Raw genomic sequence first — 19,834 nt, 5'->3', positions numbered from 1 at the left:
AACAACGGCATCTGAGCGCTTTCCATCTGGAAATGAAGCATGGTGAGCTGAAATGACCTGCCGGCCGTGGGCGCGCGGGGCGCGGCATGCGGTATTTGCGCGATGGCAAATAGGAATGGTGAGCCGTTTGCACCTGCCGCACGGGCGCGGGGCATGTCATCGTGGCGTCATGGGCGGGCGCTATCGTGGCGGCAGCACCACTTTTAAAGGTTTTCCCCCATGCTGCCATTGCACCGTAACAGCCTGATTGCCGCCGCGCTGGCGCTGCCCCTGTTTTTTTTCCTGTACGCCACCCTCGGCCATCCGAAGCCGGTCGCCATCTGGAAGTGGATGGATATCGTCTGCGAAGGCGGCACGGCCGTCATGGCCGGCGTATGGTTCCTGTTTACCCTGAGCAGCCGGCCGCGCGGCCGCGTGACGAGCCTGATCGCGGGCGGCCTGTGCGCCATCATGCTGGGGTCGTGGGCCGATTGCCTCGATGAATTTTTTGCCGTCGACAAGCGGCAAGTATGGGATAACTGGCTGGAAGCCTTGATTCCGTTCGGCATGCTGGTGCTGACCATCGGCATGTACTACTGGCGCCAGGAACAGTTCCGCCTGAACGAACACCTGCAAAAGCGCGAGCGCCTGTTCCGCGACCACCGCGCCTTCGACCGCATCACCCAGCTGGCCGACGCCAGCTACCTGCGCACGCAGATCCGCCTGGAACAGGAACGCCGCCCCGGCTTCGACTGCGCGCTGGTCTTGCTCGATATCGACAGCTTTCACCTGATTAACCGCGAATACGGCCACCGCGAAGGCGACCGCGTGCTGCAGGCCGTGGGCCACATGCTGTTGTTGAACTTGCGCAATGACGATTTGCTATGCCGCTATGCGGGCGACCGCTTCGCCGTGCTGATGCCTGGCGTGTCGCGCGAGGATGCGGCGCTTGCCGCGCGCCACCTGTGCCAGATGGTGGGGCAGATGCGCCACCATGCGAACGACAACCGCGAAATCGGCCTGAGCCTGCGCCACGCCTGCTCGCTGGCCGACGGCGTGCCGGAAGTGGTGCTGGCCGAACTGAGCCGGGCAGTGGAGGCGCCGCGGGCCGCTCCCGGCACTACCACGGCCGCGCCTGCCTGATGCAGTTGTTGCAGCAGGGCGATCCCGGCATCGCGGCGCGGCACCAGCCGGCGCTGGTGCTCGACTATGCGCGCAGCCGCGAGCTGGACACGGCGCCGCTGTGCAAGGGCACGGGCCTCGGCGACGGTGCGCTGCCGTCCGAGGAAAGCCAGCTCAGCGCCGCGCAATACCTGCAGTTGCTGGCCAACGTGGCGCGCGGCCTCGACAGCCTCGATACCAGCTTCATGCTGGGCCAGCAGATGCTGCCAGGCCATTACGGCGCCGTCAGCCATGCCTTGCTGCAGGCGCGCAACCTGCGCCAGGCCCTGGCCATCCTGTGCGATTTCCATACCTTGCTGTGTCCGCTGCTGCAACCGCGCCTGCGCGAGGCGGGCGAGCTGCATGTGCTGTACTGGACGGACTCGTTCGGCGCGCCCAGCCAGCTGCCTTTCCTCGTCGAGATGCACATGACGGCGCTGGCGGCCATGTGCCGCTGGCTGGCCGGCGAAGTCTTGCCGTGGCGCTTCTGCTTCAACCGCGCCCGCCCGCGCCACGTGGAGCAGCACGAGGTGCACCTGGGCCAGGCCCTGCGCTTCGATTGCCAGATCGATGCCATGCTGATCGAATCGCGCTGGCTGGACCGCCCCTGGCCGCGCGGCAATGCCACGGCGGCGGCGCTGGCCTTGCGCGCGGCGGCGCTGGAGCCGGTGCCGGCACCGAGCCTGCTCGGCGCGCTGTACGACTACCTGCTGGCCCATATCCGCTGCGCGCCCACGCTGGAACGCACGGCGCAGCAATTCGGCGTCAGTCCCGCCACGCTGAAGCGCCACCTGGCGCGCCACGGCACGCATTTCCAGGCCGAGCTCGACCAGGTGCGCGCGCACCAGGCCATCTACCTGTTCCAGGCGCACGGCTACGACAACGACGCGGTGGCCGCCTATCTGGGCTTTCATGATGCGACCAACTTCCGCCGCTCGTTCAAGCGCTGGACGGGGCAGACGCCGCAGTTGCTGCGCCACGCGCTGGCCCTGTTCGGTACAGGCTGAGTTTGCCGTGGCGCGCCCGCGCCAGTCATGTAGATTCCATAGGGAACAATTGCCCGTTCTATTACATCCATAGTACACTCGGCAAGAGAGCGAACAGACGCGCTTTGAGGCGGTCCGGCAGGCGTGGCGTCACACGACGCCGCAGCGCCGCCATATCGACGGTGCGCCGGCCGCTGCCGACCGGCTAGCCTTGCCCTAACCCTGTCTGGCAACCGGCCTGCCGATGCAAGCGGCAAGCCGGGAACCGGATAACTTGATAATGTTCAATCGTGTATTCACAATCGCAAATCGATCCAGTCGTCAGTTTCCGCAACACCCAGGGTGAGGCGGTGCGGGGCACGATTTTCAACGTGCAGCGCAATTCGCTGGTCATGGAAATCTATAATCCCTACTCGATCGTGCAGGTGAGCGAGGTGCTCAACGACCTGACGGTGCGCATGGGGGCGAAGAATGCCTACGTCGGCAAGGCGGTCGTCATCAGCAGCGTCAATACGGGCCTGACGGCCATCGTTTCCGTGACCCTGATCGACGAGTGGCGCGAGCTGAGCGACGTGGTGGTGGTCAAGGGCGCCGTGGCCAGGGAGGCGAGCGCCTTCGTCTCCGGCTGGGGCGAGCGCTTCCGCATCCGCCGCGACTACCAGATCGTCGTCAACGAAATGCGCGCCTTCCTGTCGGAAGTGGCGCGCTGGGTCGAGCAGGTCGACCTGTCGGACTCGCTGCCCAAGGAAAATGGCCGCCTGCGCGCCGATATCTTCGACGAACTGGCGCAGCCGCTGATGGAACAGACCCAGCTGTATTTGCGCCAGCTGGAGGAAGAGGCCTCGCTGGTCGAGGAAGAGCGGGCGCCGGCCCACCGCGCCTTTGCCCAGGCGGCGCTGCACCCGCTGATCCTGCGCGCGCCCTTCGTCTTCCGCACGTTTACCAAGCCGCTCGGCTACGCGGGCGACTACCAGATGGTCAACCAGCTGCTCGACGATCCGCGCCAGGGGCCCAGCACCTATTTCCAGATCGTCAATGCCGCCTTCCTGCAGGCGGCCGTGGCCACCGCGCACCGCAACCGCATCGATATCCTGAGCGAGTTCCTGGCGCAAAAGGCGGCCGCGGCGCGCGAGGCCGGACGCGTCTTCAAGGTGCTCAACGTGGGCTGCGGCCCGGCCATCGAAGTGCAGCGCTTCCTCGAGACCTGCCCCGACGCGCAGTGGCTGGCCTTCGAGCTGGTCGACTTCAGCGGCGAAACGCTGGACTGGACGCGCGCGCGCCTGAGCACCATCATGCAGCGCACGGGCCGCGTCGTCGAGATCGACTATGTGCACGATTCCGTGCACAATCTGCTCAAGCGCCGCCATGGCGCGGGCATCAGCGGCCTGCCCGGCAGTTTCGACGCCGTGTACTGCGCCGGCCTGTTCGACTACCTGTCCGACAAGGTGTGCGCGCGCCTGCTGCTGCACTTCGCGTCGCGCGTGGGGCCGGGCGGGCGCCTGCTCGTCACGAACGTGCATGCGAACAATCCCGGCAAGTTCGGCATGGAGCATTTGCTGGAATGGCATTTGATCTATCGCAATGAGGAGAGCTTGTCGGCCTTGTTGCCCGAATATGCGACGGCGCACCATATCTATGTCGATGCCACGGGCGTCAATGTCTTTGCGGAAGTGAGCATTCCTTGATGGACAGTCCAGGCCTGCACGCCGGCTATACGGCCGTATTGCGCGACTTCCGCCTGGAATTCAGCCGCGGCGGCGCCTACACGGGCATCGTCCTGATCCTGCTGGGCATGGGCCTCGATTCGGCCCTGTATCCGGCCATGCAGTCGGCGTTCACCAGCGCCCGCATCGTCGTGTCGGTGCTGATCTTTTGCGTGGTGCTGGCCATGCGCACGCGCTGGGCGCAGGACCGTATCCAGGGGCTGACCTTCATCTGGCTGCTGCTGCCGCAGGTGATGATCGCCTGGATGATCGCCGTCACCGAGGGCGCCACCTCGATCTATTACGTGGGCATGACGCTGGCCATCTATTCGTCCGGCATCGTGCTGGCCTTCGGCCTGTGGCAAAACATGGTCTTCGGCGCCGTTTCCTGCCTGCTGTACGTGGCCGCCTGCGCCTGGCATGCGCGCGGCTTCAACCTGCAGGCCGTGTTTGTCGTCAACTGCCTGTTCCTCATCATGTCGGCCAGCATCAGCGCCGTGTTTACCTACTTTAACGAGCGCGCGCGCTTCATGCTGTTCCAGCTGAAGGCGGAAGTGGCGCAAAAGAATACGCAGCTGGAAGAAACGAATAAAAGCCTGGCCGATATCAAGGGGCAGATGTTGCAGCAGGAAAAGATGGCCGCCATCGGCACGCTGGCCGCCGGCATGCTGCATGAAGTCAACAATCCCGTGAATTTCTGCATGATGGCCATCGAGGTGGCCATCGAGGACCCGGCCGCCAAGCAAAGTGCGCTGGTCAGCGAATGCCTGGCCGACGCCAAGCAAGGCATGCTGCGCGTGCAGCACATCGTCTCGGACTTGAAGACCTTTGCCTACCGCAAGAGCGGCAACCAGCTGGAAAACGGGCATTTCCAGTTCCGCAGCGCGCTCGAGGCGGCGATCCGCCTGGTGGGCCACGAAACGAAGAATGTCAGCATCAGCCATGCGCTGCCCGTCGATACGCTGGTGCGCGGCGACGAGGCGGCCATCGTGGGCGTGCTGATCAATCTGCTGGGCAATGCCGTGTTGTCCATGCGCAAGGGCAATGCGCCGCCGTTCGAAATCCGCGTCACGGCCCACTGGGACGAAGACCGCCTGCGCATCAGCGTGCGCGACAACGGCCCCGGCATCGCGCCGGAAAACCTGGCGCGCGTGTTCGAGCCGTTCTTCACCACGCGCGAAGTGGGGCAGGGCCTGGGACTGGGCTTGAGCATCAGCTATGGCGTGATCGAACGCCATGGCGGCACGCTCAGCGCCGAAAGCGTGCTCGGCGAGTGGGCCAGCATGAATTTCGACCTGCAGCGTTCCGATTGGGAGGGCCGCTAGCATGCACAGCGATAGCCGCGCCACCGTGCTGTATGTCGACGATGAAGCCCTGGCCTGCAAGTATTTCGACTATGCGGTCGCGCCGCGCTACCGCGTGCTGACGGCGCCCGGCGTGGACGCGGCGCTGGCCGTGCTGGCCGAGCAGGGCGGCGACATCGACGTGCTGGTCACCGACTACCGCATGCCCGACCGCCTGGGCAGCGAATTGCTCGATGAAACGGCGCGCCGCTATCCGCACATCGTCTGCCTGCTGGTGACCGCGTATGCGGACAAGGACGTGCTGCTGGAACTGATCAATGGCGGCGCCGTGTTCCGCCTGCTGGAAAAGCCGCTCGACATGGCCGCCATGCTGGGCGCGCTGCAGCTGGCCGTGCAGGCGGGGCGCGAGCGCGCCGCGCGGCGCCAGGGCCTGGTGGCGATGGAAGAGTCGCTGGCCTTCCTGGCCCACGAATTGAATACGCCGCTGGCGGCCATCGCCAATTTTGCGCGCGGCATCGCGCGGCGCGCGCAGGCGGAGGGCGCCGTGCAGGCCGAGATCGGCGAAGCGGCCGCCCTCATGCACGGCAACGCCCGCTATTGCCTGTCGGTGCTGGCCAGCTTTGTCGATACCGTGCGCCTGGCCACTGCCGGGCCGGGCATGCAGGGCGGGCGCGGCATGGGCAGCGCGCGGCAACTGCTGGACGCGCTGCTCGACAGCTACCCGCTGAGCGCGGCCCAGCGCGCCGCCATCACGGTCGACGTGCGGCAAGACTTTGCCATCGCCGAGTCGCCCAACTGCGTGTCGCTGATCCTGTCCTCGGTGCTGGGCAATGCCTTGCGCGCCGTCGGCGAGCACCCCCATCCCGAGCTGACGCTCACCGTCGGCGGCGGGCATATCGCGGTGCGCGACAATGGTCCCGGCATCGCGCCCGAAATCGTGCAGCAGCTGCTGCACGACCCGCTCACCGCCAGCGGCGATGAGGGCACGGGCTGGGGCATGATTTTTTGCCGCCGCATGATGCAGTCGTTCGGCGGCAATCTCGATATCGTCACCGAGCCTGGCAGTTCCACCACAGTCACCCTGAATTTTCCCGTACATATAAGGAACGAGCATGATTGACGCCAATCTGCGTTTACCGGCTCAGCGAGAGCCGGCGCGAGGCCTGCCGACGATACTCTATGTCGATGACGAGGCCAACGCCCTCAAATACTTCCAGCGCGCCATCGCGCCGCTGGCCGACGTGCTGACCGCCACCTCGGTCGAGGAGGGCAAGCGCATCCTCGACGAACAGGCCGACCGCATTGCCGTGCTCGTCTCGGACCAGCGCATGCCCGGCGCCTATGGCAACGAGCTGCTGTCGTATTGCTGGGACCGCCATCCGCACATCGTGCGCATCCTGACGACCGCGTATTCCGAGCTCGAGCATACGGTGGAAGCCGTCAACCAGGGGCAGATCCACCGCTACATCCAGAAGCCGTGGGATATCGCTGCCCTGCGCATGGAACTCAAGCAGGCGCTGGAACTGGCCAGCTTGCGCAATGAGCACGCGCAATTGCTGCGCGAAAAGCTCATGGTGCGCCAGCGGCAAGCCATCGCCAACCGCATCGGCACGCTGTACACGCTGTGCGCGAGCCTGGCGGGGCCGGAACAGCAATTGCCGGTGGAAGCATACCTGTCGGCGGCCCTGACGGCCGGCGTCACGCCGCCCGAGCCGGACTGGCTGCTGATGGATTATGCCGACCTGATCAGCTCGGAAGCGTTCCGCGGCACGGCCTTTTGCGCGTCCGTGCGCCAGCAGCTCGAGGGCCTGGAACGCGACCATCCCGGCCGCGGCGTGGAGCAGGCGATCGACATGCTGCTGCCCGTGTTTGGCGCGGCGCTGCACAGCCAGGGCGGCACGGCGCTGTTCCTCGACAGCCGCCTGCTGACGGAATTCCTGGAAACGCCGACCGGCACGCCCGTCTCCGCCGTCCACGCGTTCTGGCTGGCCAGCCTGCTGTGGCTGGCGCGGCGCGGCTGGTCATTGCAGCTGAACCGGGGCGAGCAGGGCTTGCAGGGCAAGGTGGTGCAGGCCGAACCGGGCTTGACGCCCGATCACCTGGCGGCCTGGATCGAACAGTTCTGAGCCTGCCGCGCGGCAGGCCTGTCAGCGGCCGTCAGCCGCCATCGAGCCGCCAGACATAGCTGGTGCTGGCCCACTGCTGCACCGGCGCGCCGTCCCGCAGCGCGGGCGCGAAGCGGCAGGCGCCGAGGGCGGCGCGGGCCGCCTCGTCGAGTTGCGGATAGCCGCTGCTGCGGGCCAGCCGCGATTCCTGCACCACGCCGTCGGTGCCGATCAGCAATTCCAGAGAGGTCGTGCCCTGGGCGCCCTGCGCCTGGGCGGCGCGCGGGTAGTCGGGCCGGGCGCAGTGGCGCACGTCGAGCCAGGCCGCCTGCACGGGGGCCTTGCCGTTCGCCAGCACGGCCGTCGGCCGGGACGCCTGGAACGCCACGGGCAGCAACAGCCATGCCCGGCTGGCCTTGCCCTGCGCCATGTAGGGCGTGAAGCGGCATGCCAGCGCCATCGCGCGCGCCGCTTCGTCGAGCAGCGCATGGCCGCTGCCGTGCGCGACCTGCGCTTCATCGATGCCGCCCTGTTCATTGAGCAGCAGCCGCAGCTGCGTCGTGCCGTGCAGGCCCGCGCGCAGCGCCGCTTCCGGCACGCTCACCTGCGGGCATTGCGGCGCCGCCAGGGCCACGGCGGCCGGGCCTGCCGGCGTGGCCGCCTCGCCTGCCGCATGGACGAGGCGGGCGCCGGCGGCCAGCAGCAGGAACAGCAGGCGGTGCGATGGGGGGATGGGCATCAAATCGTCTTCCAGTATGGTTGCCGCCAAAGAAAACAGGGCCGCGCAGGCCCTGTCGCCCGCCTGCGGCCGGGGCTATTGTTCCGCCGCCGCCTTCAGCTTGTTCAAGCCTTTCTCGAAATCCTTGCCGATCATGCTATCCATGCTGACGAAGACCGTCATGACCTTGCTGACGAAGGGGCTGGGACCGGTCATGGTCCAGTTTACCTTCGTGTTCTCGCCGTCGGGCGACAGGGTAAAGATGGTGGTGTTGTGGCTTTCGAACGGCTTCAGGAAGTCCAGCTTGATGACCGTGCGCTCGGGGCCGGCGGCCTCGGTGATTTCCATGCGCCCCGCGCCCACCTTGTCGTTGCCTTGCCAGGCGTATTGCGCGCCCTGTCCGCTGCCTGGCCCCGTGAAGGTGCGCTGCATGGCCGGATCGAGCTTTTCCCACGGCGACCAGGCTTGCCAGTTGTGGAAGTCCGTGATCAGCGCGGCGATCTTTTGCGGCGGCGCCTTGATGGTCGTTTCGCGCTGCACGCTGAAGGTGTCGGGCTTCGTCGTTGCGTAGCCGAGGATGGCGGCGATGGCGACGACGATGAGCAGCAGTGTTTTCTTGATCATATGCTCTCCAAATCTTGATGGGTCGATGCGAACAAATCGGACCAATCTTATCAGATATGAATGCGGCTGCGCCGTCCCCCTGCCCATTATTTGCACCCGTGCGCAAGGGCGCCGCCTGCGCGCACGGCAGGTTTGTGGCGCGCGGCCATCGTCCGCTAGAATGTTGGCCTGCAAGAATTTCAATGAAGGAATTATGATTCAACGATCGATCGCCAGGCTGACCCTGGCGTGCGGCCTGCTGGCTTCGGCCCTAGCCGCGAACTCCGCCTACGCGGGCGCCTGTCCCGCCCATTATGTCGACGGCCGCGAGCCGGAAATCACCAATCCCAAGCTCGACGTGGCGACCAGGGAGCTGTGCTACACCGTGTTCGGCGTCATGCATTCGGGGATCACGCGCACGCCGTTGTGGTCGGCCGAGCACCTGACGGCGAACAGGCTGGAGGCGGCGCAGGACTTGTCGCGCGAGAATTCCTTCCATGCCGAGCGCAGCCTGCCTGCCAGCCAGCGCGCGGAACTGGCCGATTACGCCCGTAGCGGCTTCGACCGTGGCCATATGGCGCCGAATGGCGACATGCCGGACCGCAAGAGCCAGCACGACAGCTTTACCCTGGCCAACATGGTGCCGCAAGACGCGCGCAACAACCGCTATGTGTGGGCCGGCATCGAAGGCGCCGTGCGCAAGATGGCAAAGAAGGAGGGCGACCTGTACGTGATCACGGGGCCGGCTTTTATCGGCGGCAATTTGCGCAAGGTGGGAAGAGTGATCGTGCCCAGCCATCTATACAAGGCCGTGTACAGCCCGCGCCAGCGCGCCGGCGCCGCCTATTTCATCGAAAACATCGACACCAAGCAATATGAAGTGCTGAGCATCGCGCAACTGGAAGACAGGATAGGCATCAATCTGTTACCGTCGCTGACGCGGCAGCAGAAACTGCGCATGCTGAGTTTGCCCAAGATCAATAGCAAGTCCAAAAAATCATCTTCTTGAGAGGAAATGCCATGTGCGCAAAAAAATTCATCCCTTACGCCAATGAAAGCGATGTGCTGGAGATCGGCGGCCTGAGCATCGAAAACCGTGTCGACCGCATCAGCATCAGCGGCGATATCGACCTGACCCTGGACAAGGCTGGCCTGGCCCTGGCCAAGCAGCTGCAAAAGCTGCTGGGCGACGTGGTGGCGCAGCTGGACAAGCAGGACTTGCCGGACCAGCTGCCGCCGCCCGCCGTCACGTCGGTGGCCAATCCGTTCGCGTAGCAGCGGCCGCGTGATGGTGGCCGCCGGCAGCGCCCGTCAGGGCAGTTGCGTCGCCGTGCTGTTGCGCGGCGTGGCATCTTCATGGAACAGATCCGCCAGGTACTCGCAGAGCGCCTGTTCCTCGACATCGCATGGCACGATGAAGTCGGCGGGCCTGCGCTTTCCTTCCGCGCCAAGATAAAAGGCGCGCCATGCCCCGGCGGCGCCGCGCACCGCGATCAAGGTGCCAAAAATATTGAATTTGAATTCGTGCATGGGCGTGCTCCGGCAGGCGTGAATTGAATGGTCCGCCGCGTGCCGGCAGCGGACCGCTGCCAGCGCCGCCGTCCCGACGCAGTGCGCCGGGACGGGCGGGCGCCGGCACGGACGGTTACCTGGCGAAGGCCTGCGCCGCCGGCGTGACCGTCACCGCGTCCGGCCCGATGTTCAGCCGCATGGCGCCGATGACCTGGTCTTCGTCGAGCAGGGCTTGCGGCTTGTTGCCATCGTACTTGATCGGCGAGAAAACGTCGCTGACGAGCTTTTCCTTGAGGCCCGCCGCATCCTTGGCGATCATCACCACGGACAGGTTCTTCGCCGACAGGTGCTGCTGGATGGCGCGGTTGACATCTTGCAGCGTCAGTTTCGACAGGCCGTCACGCATCAGCTTGGTGAACTCGGGCGTGCCATGCCATTGCGAATCGAGCGCGTAGCCCAGCTGCTGGTCTTGCGTCGACGTCATGACGAAGACGTTCTTCATCAGGTAGTCGCGCGTGGTGGCGAAATCGTCCTGCGTCAGGCCATTGTCGATGAGCTTGCCCAGTTCCGTCAGCGCCACGCGCAGGGCGAAATGGGCATTTTCCGGCGCCACCGGGCGTATCCAGATTTCGAACAGCTGCGCCTTGCGGCCCAGGTTCGGGTTCGGGAAGAACTGGTACATGCCGCGCGGGAAGGCTTCGATATACGCGTAATCGCCGTAGTTCATGCCGCGCAGCTCGCGGATGCGCTGGTACAGGTAGGAATTCGAGGCGCGGTGCTCGCCCAGCCAGGTCTTCGCCAGCCACAGGGCGGGGAAGTCCGCGTGCGTGCGCGTCACCTCCAGGGGCAGGCCGAAGGAAATGGCCGTGGCGCGCGTGTTCTTCTCGATGATTTCCACTTCCAGTCCGTTGGCCTTGCGGCCCGCCGGTTTGACGCTGGCCGGCAGGCCGGGACCGGCCGGCAGCTTGCCCAGCGCCTGCGTCAGCGAGGCCGTCATGGCGTCGGAGACGTCGCCGGACATGCCCACCTTGACGGCGCCCTGCGCATACGCGCTCTTCCAGAACTGTTTCACGTCGTCCAGGGTGATGGCGTCGATGCCGGCGACCGTGCCCAGTACCGGGTGGCCGTATGGCGTGCCCGCATACACATTGGTTTGCAGCCGTTCCTTGGCGAACTCCTCTTCGTTATTGTCCTTCAGGTCCAGCAGCAGCGCGTTCTTTTGCGCATCCTTCAGGCGGCGGAAGTCGTCTTCGCGGAAACCGGGCGAGAGCAGCAGGGGCAGGGCGATGTCATTGAACTGGCTCCAGTTGTCCCTGTGGATGGAGCCGGTAAACGTCGTCATTTCCTTGTCCGTCTGCTGGGTAAAGCTGCCGGCCAGCGGAAACAGGGCCTGGTTGACTTCGTCGATCCTGCGCTCGGACGAGCCGCCCGAGGCCACCATGGCGGCCGTCAGCGCGGCCAGCCCTTCCTTGCCCTGCGGGTCGTGCGCGGAACCGGCCGCAAACAGCAGCTTGTAGCGGATCTGCGGCAGCGCGGACCGTTGCAGCAGCACGTCGAACTGCGCGTTCGAGGCGGCCGGCAGCAGGCTGGCCAGTGTCGGCGTGGCGGCGATGGCGGCCGCCATCGGCTGGTGCGACAGGGTGCTCACCACCAAGGCCTCGTCCGTCAGGTATTTGCGCGCGGCCGCCTGCAGGTCGGCCGGCGTGAGCGTGTCGAGCAGGCGGTAGTAGTCGTTGAGGGTGGCATACGCGCGGTCGAAGTGCACGAACGAGGCCAGGGTGCCGCCGATCTGCTCGGTGTTGTCGAGCGTGCGGATCAAGCCGTATTTTTCCGCCGACTTGGCGTCCGCCAGCTCCTTCGCGCTGACGGGCGTGTCGCGCAGCCGCGCCACGGTGGTCAATATGGCGTCGCGCACATACACGGCGTCGCCGATGTCTTTCACGCGCGCGCCGATCACGGCCAGGGTCGGGTCGACCCGTTTCGGCGTCATGTCGAACAGTTGATCGACCTTCTGCTCGTTCTGCACCAGGCGCTGGTACAGCGGCGAGGTGCGGCCGAACGCCAGCGACAGCAGGGTGGACAGCGCCGCCTGGTCCTTGTCCTTCACGGAAAACGCGGGCGCGTGGAAGCCCACGGCCACCCACGGCAGCGTGGGCGTGGGCCAGGCCACGTGCTTGTAGACGGGACCATGCGGCGCCGCCTCCTTCGGCACGGCCGGCTGCGGCGTGCCGCGCTGCCATTTGCCCCAGTATTTTTCCACCAGCGCAATGGCTTTTTGTGGTTCCACGTCGCCGGCGATGATGATGGTGGTGCGCTCGGGACGGTACCAGCGGTCGAAGAAGATCTTCGAGTATGCGTACTGGTTCGGCATGTCCTCGATGTCCTGGATAAAACCCATCGTCGTGTGCTTGTAGGTATGCGTGGCGTAGGCGCTGTCGCGCATCACCTCGAACAGTTTCGCGACCGGGTTGGCGCTGTTCTTGTTGTACTCGCCCAGCACGGCCCGCGATTCCGTCTTGAACGCGTCTTCCGCGTAATCGAGGTGCTGGAAGCGGTCCGCTTCCACCTTCAGCAGCGTTTCCAGGTCTTCCTTGGCAAACGTGGTGTGGTAATTGGTCAGGTCGTCGCTGGTGTAGGCGTTCTGGCGCGCGCCGGCGCGGGTGATGACTTCCTGGTATTTTTCGGGCGGATAAGCCTTGGTACCGCGAAACATCATGTGCTCGAAGAAATGCGCAAAACCGGACTTGCCCGGCTCGATTTCATTGCGCGAACCTGTCTGCACGGGAATCTGCAGCGACACCAGGTTCGGGAAGCCGGTCGGCACGATGATGATCTTTAATCCATTGGCCAGGGTCTTTTCCGTGGCCTTGAACGGCAGCAAATCGGACTTGCCGGCGGCGGCGCCGTGGGCGGCGGCCGGCCTGACGGGCGCGGCGGCCAGGTTCGACGCGGCCATGGCCGACAGGGCCAGGGCGAAAGCGGGGATGAAAATGGGCAGGACTCTTGACACGGGGGCTCCTTCTTTTTTGGATGTAATGAAAGTGCAACACCACAGCATAGAAGATTCATGCCGCCGTGCATAGGGGTGGCCGTGGCGACGACGAGGAGGGACGCCTGGAGGCGGGCCGCAGGATGCGTGCCGTCAGAGGGTTGGGATAGTCGCGCCGCGCTGGCAGGAATCTGCGGATGCGGACGACGTCCTGCGTCCGCGCATGCCGCCGCGCATCTCGCCGGCACTTGCCGCTTAGCTCAGCGTCGTTTCCGGCAGGCTGATGCGGTTGCGGCCCAGGTGCTTGGCGCGGTACAGGGCGCCGTCGGCCGTATGGATCAGCTGGCCCAGCTGCGTGCCGGCGCCGGGCAGCGCGGTGGCGGCGCCGATGCTGACGGTGACGCAAGGGCCGCCCGTGCGCTGGCGCGGCAAGCGCAGTCGTTCCACGCGCTGGCGTATGCGTTCGGCCACGATGGCCGCGCCCTTGAGCGACTGGTTGGGCAGGATCACGGCGAATTCCTCGCCGCCATAGCGCGCCACCAGGTCGTTCGCGCGCATTTCGCTGGCGACGGCGCCGGCCACCGTGCGCAGGCACTGGTCGCCGCCCTGGTGGCCGTGGCAATCGTTGTATTGCTTGAAGTTGTCGACATCGACCATCAGCAGCGACAGCGGCTGGCCGTGGCGCTGGGCGCGTTGCCATTCGGCATGCAGGGTATCGTCGAAGCAGCGGCGGTTCGCCAGGCCCGTCAGGCCGTCGCGCGTGGCCAGGCGTTCCAGCGCCAGCTGCGCGCGCTTTTCATCGGTCATGTCGCGCAGGGTTTCGACGACGGCGATCAGCTCGCCATTGTTGCCATGGATGGGACTGGCATCCACGGCCAGGTAGCGCCGCCGGCCCGTGCGCGGCATGTCGCACCAGTTTTCCGCGCACAGATTGTGGCCCGTGCTGCTGCGGTATTGCTGCTGTGCATATAGCGCCTGCAGGTCGCCGCCGCGGCCGGCCAGCAGCAGGTCGGCCAGCGTGGGCCGTGGCTGCGCGTAAAAGCAGCGGCCGTGCTGGTCCGTGCCCAGCACTTCGGCGGCCGGCACCCCCGTCAGCTGTTCGCAGGCGCGGTTCCAGATCATCACCTTGCGATGGACATCGAGCACGAAGGTCGGGACGACCAGCAATTCCATCATCTTCACGGCGAAGCCCTGCGGTTCGGCGTACGGTGATTCGCTTGCATGTGCGTGCGTGTCCGGCATGGGCGCATCCTTATGTGGCGTGGATCGGGGCTGGCGAGAAGGCCATGATGCAGCGTCGCGGCCCGAGGATGTTGATATGGAGCAATAATTGTCCATCGGAATGTGTCGCGCCAGCGTCAGGCCGGGCCGGCCGCCAGCGGCAGCGACAGGCGCAGCGTGGTGCCGCCGCCGGCGCGGCTGTCGATGGACAGGCTGCCGCCGGCCGCCGCCAGGCGTTCCTGCATGCCGGCCAGGCCGCAGCCCGCGCGCCGGGGTACGGCGGGCATGCCGACGCCGTCGTCGCTGATGCTCAGTTGCAGCATGGTGTCGTCGCACCGCAGGCGCAGCATGACGCGCGTGGCCCGCGCGTGGCGCGCGATGTTTGCCAGCGCTTCCTGCAACACGTGGTACAGCAGCGCATCGTGCTGGCCGTCCGTGCCGGCGTCGAATTCGCACGCGCATTCGCAGGCGATGCCGGTGCTGCGCGAAAATTCGGCCTGCAAGCCATCGAAGGCCGCTTGCAGGCCGCCTTCGAGGGCGGGCGGGCGCAGGTCGTGGATCACGCAGCGCAGTGCGGCGATGCTGAGGTCCACATTGTGCGAGATCAGCGCCAGTTTTTGCCTGAGCAGCGCTGGCGCGCCGTGCGCACCGGACTGCAGCATGGCCAGGTCGATCTTCAGCGTCAGCAGGTGCTGGCCCAGGTCGTCATGGATGTCGCGCCCGATGCGCAGCCGCTCCTGTTCGCGCGCCGTTTGCCGCGCGCGTTCGAGCAAGCCCGGTTCGGCGTGCGCGCGCAGCCGGTATTGCGCGTCGATGCGCTGCGCCAGGCGGCGCTGGCGCCACAGCAGCAGCAAGACCAGCGCCGCGAGCAGCACGGCGCAGGCCGTGACCAGGTTCAGCGGCGTGCTCGCGTCGGCCAGCGGCAGGGCGGCGTGTTCGGCATGAATGGACAAGGTGACGCCGGCGCCCATGCAAGCGAGTATCCGCAGGCGGCATGGCAGGCGTGTAGTGCGTTGCATCATCTGCTCGCTCCCCGATTGTTTGCCAATAGGCAATTCTATTAGCTGAAAATATAGTAACTGGCATGCATTTATATTGTCTAAACGCAAAATCCATGCAGATTGCCGCGAGCGGCGCGCAACGCTGTCGTTTTTCTGTGGCAACCGGCAAGGCCAGCGGCATTTGCACGGGAACTGTCGGGGCGGCATATAATAGAGGGTTGTCAATCGGCTTTTGCGGTCCCGGCGCCGGCCTTGTCTTGCCTCGCCACGCGTGCCGCGCGCGCGTCCAGGCGTCCGCCATGCGCGAGGGCGCCAGCCAGCTCTTAGGAAATACAGTGACTTATAGCATCAAAGAAATCTTTTACACGCTGCAGGGCGAAGGCGCGCATGCGGGCCGTCCTGCCGTGTTTTGCCGCTTTTCCGGCTGTAATCTGTGGACGGGCCGCGAAAGCGACCGCGCCACGGCCGTCTGCCAGTTCTGCGATACGGACTTCGTCGGCACGGACGGCGAGCGGGGCGGCAAGTTCAGGACGCCGGCCGAACTGGCCGCGCTGATCGACAGCCTGTGGCCGGCCAGCTACGCGGCCAGCAAATACGTGGTGTTTACGGGCGGCGAGCCGCTGCTGCAGCTCGATGCGGCCCTGATCGACGCCATGCATGCGGTCGGCTTTGCCATCGCCATCGAAACCAACGGCACCTTGCCCGTGCCGCCCGGCGTGGACTGGATCTGCGTCAGCCCGAAGATGGGTTCCACCCTGGTCGTGCACAAGGGTAACGAAATCAAGGTCGTCATTCCCCAGTTCCAGCAAGACCTGGCCGCCTACGAAGGGCTCGATTTCGAGAACTTCTTCGTGCAGGCCATGGATGGCCCCCTGGCCGCGCACAACATGCAGCTGGCCATCGAGACGTGCAAAAGCAACCCGAAGTGGAAGCTGAGCCTGCAAACCCATAAACTCCTGCAAATACCTTAACAACACACTATGCTGACTATCACACGCAAGCTCGAATTCGACGCGGGCCACCGCATTCCCGACCATAAAAGCCAGTGCCGCAACCTGCACGGCCACCGCTATACGGTGGAAATCACCCTGGTCGGCAAGGTCATCGAAGCGGAAGGCAATTCCGACAATGGCATGATCATGGACTTTTCCGACGTCAAGACGCTGGCCAAGCAGCACCTGGTCGACGTGTGGGACCACGCCTTCCTCGTCTACGAGAAGGACACGGCCGTGCGCGACTTCCTGGCCAGCCTGCCCGACCATAAAACCGTCGTCATCGACCGCATCCCGACCGTGGAAAACCTGGCGCGCATCGCCTTCGAGATCCTGAAAGCGGCCTTTACCGACCATTTCGGCACCGGCTTGCACCTGCATAAGCTGGTGCTGCATGAAACGCCGAATTGCTGGGCAGAAGTGACCGATGACTGAAGTGCGGGATGGCGCGCAGGATGCGCGCTACATGCAGCTGGCCCTGGAGCAGGCGCAGCACGCATGGGACCTGGGCGAAGTGCCCGTGGGCGCCGTCGTCGTCAAGGATGGGGAAGTCATCGCCGTCGGCTACAACCAGCCCATCGGCCGCCACGACCCTACGGCGCACGCCGAAGTGATGGCCTTGCGCGCGGCCGCCGACAAGCTGGGCAACTACCGGCTACCCGGTTGCGAGCTGTACGTGACGCTGGAGCCGTGCGTGATGTGCTCGGGCGCCATGCTGCATGCGCGGCTGGCGCGCGTCGTGTACGGCGCGGGCGACCCGAAGACGGGTGCCTGCGGTTCCGTGCTGAACCTGTTCGAGCTGCCGGCGCTGAACCACCAGACGGCCATCGCAGGCGGCGTGCTGGCCGACGAGTGCGGCGCCTTCCTCAAGCGTTTCTTTGCCGAGCGCCGCCGCGCCCAGGCGGACGCGCGCAAGCTGGCCCATCCGCCGGCCTGACAGGGCAGGGCCGCCAGGGCCTTGCCGGTATGTCAGCCATGCCAGCCATCCCGGCTGGCATTTTTTATAACTGTTGCGAAATAACATCTGTATAGACCAATTGCCATTCTCAAATGAGAATGATTCGTGTTACAGTATTGTTTTCGCCAGCAAACTTCCCTTACGCATCGTTGCCGATCCGGGTTCAAGAGCCAGCCTCCACTCTTCCACCGGATCATCATGACTACAGTGTCTACGCAGCGCTCCGCTGCCCCCGTCGTTCCTGCCTTCCACCGCCACAACCTGGTCTTGCGCGCCGCCTTGCTGGGCCTGTTTGCGGCACCGTTGTTGCCCGCGCAGGCGCAAACGGCCGCCGTCAATGCGGGCACGGCCGCCCAGGAGCCGGCCAGGCTGCCGGTGTTCCCGGAAATCGTCGTCAATGCCAAGCAGGACTACGAGCGTCGCGCCGGCACCAAGACGGTCGTCACGGCGGACGACCTGGAGCGCCGCAATGTCACCGGGATGGGCGGCATCGTGCGCTACCTGCCCTTGATTACCGCGCCGGCGGCGGCCTCGGGCAGCGGCAGCGTGTGGGACGGTTCCGGCAATACGGGCTACAACATCCGCGGCCTGGAAGGCAACCGGGTCAGCCTGGAGCTCGATGGCATTGCGCTGCCCGACGCGGCACCCAAGCCGGACGGCAACACCCTCAACGCCTTCGCCACGGGCCGCGATTATTTCGACCCTGAAACGTTCCGCGAAGTGCGCATCGATTCTGGCACGACGGCCGCCAGCGGCGCCAATCCGGGCCTGGGCGGCGGCGTGGCCTTCATCACCAAGTCGCCCGAGGATTACCTGGGCGAGGGGCAGGATCACTATGTTGCCTATAAATACGGCCGCGCCACGGCCGACCGCAGCAATGCGCACACCCTGACGGGCGCCGCCAGGATAGGCGCCACGCTGCAAGGCCTGGCCGTCTACGTGCACCGCGACGGCGAGCAGACGGACAGCCGCGGCACCACGCCGCCCAATCCCGATGACTGGCATTCGAACGCCTTGCTGTCCAAGCTGGTGTGGACCTTGCCGGGCGAACAAAAGCTGGACTTGACGGTCGACATGTTCGAGCGCAAGAACCAGCGCGATCTGCGCAGCAAGGTCAGCACGTATTACCCGACGGGCGTGCAGCAGGATTCCACCACCAAGCGCACGCGCGTGAGCCTGGGCCACGACGTGGTGCTCAAGGATTTCGCCCTGTTCGACCGCCTGACGTCGAAAGTGTATCTGCAGAATGCGAAAACCGACGACAAGACGCAAGGCGTCTACACCTTTGGCAGCCCGGCGCAGCGCGCCATCGACACCAGCTTCAAGAATGACAGCATCGGCGTCACGTCGGAAGCGTTCAAGCAGCTCAACGCCGACAACGCGCTGCTGTACGGCGTGCAGCTGGAACAGCTGAAAACCCGGCGTCCGTGGCGCGAAGACCGCCTCATCATCGCCACGGGCCAGCATCAAATCACCAACAAGAACCGCATGGCCGACATGGACACGAGCAAGCTGGCCCTGTACGTGCGCGACGACCTCAGTTTTAATCTGGCTGGCAAGAAAGCCGTGCTGACGCCGGGCTTGCGTGCCGATTACCGCAGGGACGCGCCGAAGAACCTGCAAGGCTATGCCATCGGCGTGCCGGGCGCGTCCAAGGAAGTGCGCAAGCAGAGCGACAGCTATTTCACGCCCAGCCTGAGCCTGTCCGTGGAAGTCTTGCCGCAAATAAACGCCTACGCCACCGTCACGCGCGGCACGCGCCTGCCGACGGCGGCCGAGCGCACGGGCACCTATGATTCCATCAGCTATACGGGCACGGGCAAGGGCTATGCCGTGCTGGGCAATGCGAATCTGCGCAAGGAAACCAGCCAGGCGTATGAACTGGGCCTGAAGGGCGACGTCGCCAAGGGTTTGAGCCTGCATGCCTCCGTCTACCAGACGGAATACAAAAACATGATCGAGTATGTGATGCAGGACGATGACCCGGTCAACTATCCCACCATCACCCAGGGCCTGTTCCGTCCGGAAAACATCGGCAATGCGCGCACCTGGGGCGCCGAGCTGACCCTGCGCGCGGAGCTGGGCGCCTGGGCGCCGGCCATGCAGGGCTACCACGTCGACCTGGCCACGGGCGTGGCCAAGGGCCGCTCCTTCAATACCCGGACGGGCGACAGCGGCGATCTGAACTCGGTGGCGCCGGCCAAGTCGGCCCTGACCTTCGGCTACGACCACGCGAACGAGCTGTTCGGCCTGGCCCTGACGGCCGTGCATGCGGGGGAAAAACAGGCGGCGAATGACTTGCTGATGGGCGCGACCGCGCCGCGCTTCAGCGTGCCGTCGTACACCATCCTTGACTTGTCGACCTACTGGAACGTGCACAAGAACGCGAAGATCGTCGTCGGCGTGTACAACTTGACGGATCGCAAGTACTGGGACTACGCCGCCGCGCGCAGCCTGTCCGCCGGCACCACGGCCGCCAGCCGCGCCGAGATCGAGCGCTACGCCAAGCCGGGCCGCAACGTCGCCGCCAGCCTCAGCGTCAATTTCTAAATTTTTACCGGGGAGGGGCGCCTGCCCCTCTTTTTTTCCATGTTTGATTGAA

At 65.4% G+C, this 19,834-nt stretch carries 18 protein-coding genes; 12 read left to right on the top strand and 6 right to left on the bottom strand.

Features of this window, described 5'->3' with window-relative positions; translation table 11 throughout:
* The first annotated feature begins 219 nt into the window (after positions 1-219).
* The 6 genes from AC3RCJ_RS16585 to AC3RCJ_RS16560 all read left to right on the top strand — a co-directional run bounded on the left by AC3RCJ_RS16585 (position 220) and on the right by AC3RCJ_RS16560 (position 7,259).
* A complete protein-coding gene (locus AC3RCJ_RS16585; RefSeq protein ID WP_492958173.1) occupies positions 220-1,122 on the top strand; it encodes a GGDEF domain-containing protein in 903 nt (300 codons plus the stop codon).
* Positions 1,122-2,147 (top strand): AraC family transcriptional regulator, encoded by a 1,026-nt coding sequence (locus AC3RCJ_RS16580; protein WP_492958171.1) that lies wholly within the window; start codon positions 1,122-1,124, stop codon positions 2,145-2,147. Before AC3RCJ_RS16585 ends, AC3RCJ_RS16580 begins: the two co-directional genes overlap by 1 nt.
* Before the next feature lie 269 nt (positions 2,148-2,416).
* Positions 2,417-3,811, top strand: a complete 1,395-nt coding sequence (locus tag AC3RCJ_RS16575; RefSeq protein WP_492958169.1) for a class I SAM-dependent methyltransferase — start codon at positions 2,417-2,419, stop codon at positions 3,809-3,811.
* Positions 3,811-5,154, top strand: a complete 1,344-nt coding sequence (locus AC3RCJ_RS16570) for a sensor histidine kinase (protein ID WP_492958167.1) — start codon at positions 3,811-3,813, stop codon at positions 5,152-5,154. The genes AC3RCJ_RS16575 and AC3RCJ_RS16570 overlap by 1 nt, the downstream gene beginning before the upstream one ends.
* Before the next feature lies 1 nt (position 5,155).
* Positions 5,156-6,253, top strand: coding sequence for an ATP-binding protein (locus tag AC3RCJ_RS16565; RefSeq protein ID WP_492958165.1), 1,098 nt, complete (start codon positions 5,156-5,158; stop codon positions 6,251-6,253).
* A complete protein-coding gene (locus AC3RCJ_RS16560; protein ID WP_492958163.1) occupies positions 6,246-7,259 on the top strand; it encodes a response regulator in 1,014 nt (337 codons plus the stop codon). The genes AC3RCJ_RS16565 and AC3RCJ_RS16560 overlap by 8 nt, the downstream gene beginning before the upstream one ends.
* Before the next feature lie 31 nt (positions 7,260-7,290).
* Here AC3RCJ_RS16560 and AC3RCJ_RS16555 read toward each other — a convergent pair whose 3' ends face one another.
* Together AC3RCJ_RS16555 and AC3RCJ_RS16550 are read right to left on the bottom strand one after the other, a co-directional pair.
* Positions 7,291-7,977 carry an energy transducer TonB gene (locus AC3RCJ_RS16555; RefSeq protein WP_492958161.1) on the bottom strand — a complete coding sequence of 229 codons (687 nt, stop codon included), beginning with the start codon at positions 7,975-7,977 and terminating at the stop codon, positions 7,291-7,293.
* A gap of 75 nt (positions 7,978-8,052) precedes the next feature.
* Positions 8,053-8,580, bottom strand: a complete 528-nt coding sequence (locus tag AC3RCJ_RS16550; RefSeq protein WP_492958159.1) for an SRPBCC family protein — start codon at positions 8,578-8,580, stop codon at positions 8,053-8,055.
* 193 nt (positions 8,581-8,773) lie between these two features.
* On the opposite strand from AC3RCJ_RS16550, the gene AC3RCJ_RS16545 reads away from it, so the two are divergent.
* Together AC3RCJ_RS16545 and AC3RCJ_RS16540 are read left to right on the top strand one after the other, a co-directional pair.
* Positions 8,774-9,568 (top strand): DNA/RNA non-specific endonuclease, encoded by a 795-nt coding sequence (locus tag AC3RCJ_RS16545; protein WP_492958157.1) that lies wholly within the window; start codon positions 8,774-8,776, stop codon positions 9,566-9,568.
* An 11-nt stretch (positions 9,569-9,579) separates the two neighbouring features.
* Positions 9,580-9,834, top strand: a complete 255-nt coding sequence (locus tag AC3RCJ_RS16540) for a hypothetical protein (RefSeq protein WP_492958155.1) — start codon at positions 9,580-9,582, stop codon at positions 9,832-9,834.
* 36 nt (positions 9,835-9,870) lie between these two features.
* Here AC3RCJ_RS16540 and AC3RCJ_RS16535 read toward each other — a convergent pair whose 3' ends face one another.
* The 4 genes from AC3RCJ_RS16535 to AC3RCJ_RS16520 form a co-directional block, all read right to left on the bottom strand.
* Positions 9,871-10,089, bottom strand: a complete 219-nt coding sequence (locus AC3RCJ_RS16535; RefSeq protein WP_492958153.1) for a DUF7661 family protein — start codon at positions 10,087-10,089, stop codon at positions 9,871-9,873.
* Between the two features lie 115 nt (positions 10,090-10,204).
* The gene (locus tag AC3RCJ_RS16530; protein WP_492958151.1) at positions 10,205-13,081 is read right to left on the bottom strand and encodes a M16 family metallopeptidase; all 2,877 of its coding nucleotides are present in this window, start codon (positions 13,079-13,081) and stop codon (positions 10,205-10,207) included.
* A 234-nt stretch (positions 13,082-13,315) separates the two neighbouring features.
* Positions 13,316-14,302, bottom strand: a complete 987-nt coding sequence (locus tag AC3RCJ_RS16525) for a sensor domain-containing diguanylate cyclase (protein ID WP_492958149.1) — start codon at positions 14,300-14,302, stop codon at positions 13,316-13,318.
* Between the two features lie 116 nt (positions 14,303-14,418).
* The gene (locus AC3RCJ_RS16520) at positions 14,419-15,303 is read right to left on the bottom strand and encodes a sensor histidine kinase (RefSeq protein WP_492958147.1); all 885 of its coding nucleotides are present in this window, start codon (positions 15,301-15,303) and stop codon (positions 14,419-14,421) included.
* A 314-nt stretch (positions 15,304-15,617) separates the two neighbouring features.
* Here AC3RCJ_RS16520 and queE point away from each other — a divergent pair, with 314 nt between their 5' ends.
* The 4 genes from queE (at position 15,618) to AC3RCJ_RS16500 (ending at position 19,782) form a co-directional block, all read left to right on the top strand.
* Positions 15,618-16,253 carry a 7-carboxy-7-deazaguanine synthase gene (queE, locus tag AC3RCJ_RS16515; RefSeq protein WP_492958145.1) on the top strand — a complete coding sequence of 212 codons (636 nt, stop codon included), beginning with the start codon at positions 15,618-15,620 and terminating at the stop codon, positions 16,251-16,253.
* A gap of 9 nt (positions 16,254-16,262) precedes the next feature.
* On the top strand, positions 16,263-16,709 hold the full coding sequence (gene queD / locus AC3RCJ_RS16510; RefSeq protein WP_035819191.1) for a 6-carboxytetrahydropterin synthase QueD: 447 nt from the start codon (positions 16,263-16,265) through the stop codon (positions 16,707-16,709).
* Positions 16,702-17,211, top strand: a complete 510-nt coding sequence (gene tadA / locus AC3RCJ_RS16505) for a tRNA adenosine(34) deaminase TadA (RefSeq protein ID WP_492958142.1) — start codon at positions 16,702-16,704, stop codon at positions 17,209-17,211. The genes queD and tadA overlap by 8 nt, the downstream gene beginning before the upstream one ends.
* Before the next feature lie 219 nt (positions 17,212-17,430).
* Positions 17,431-19,782: a TonB-dependent hemoglobin/transferrin/lactoferrin family receptor gene (locus AC3RCJ_RS16500; RefSeq protein WP_492958140.1), complete on the top strand. Its 2,352-nt coding sequence runs from the start codon at positions 17,431-17,433 to the stop codon at positions 19,780-19,782.
* Positions 19,783-19,834 lie beyond the last annotated feature (52 nt).

The sequence above is a fragment of the Janthinobacterium sp. GW822-FHT07H11 genome (assembly GCF_058798615.1).
The sequence above is the reverse complement of the archived record's forward strand: the minus strand, read 5'-3'. Positions and strand labels throughout refer to the sequence as shown.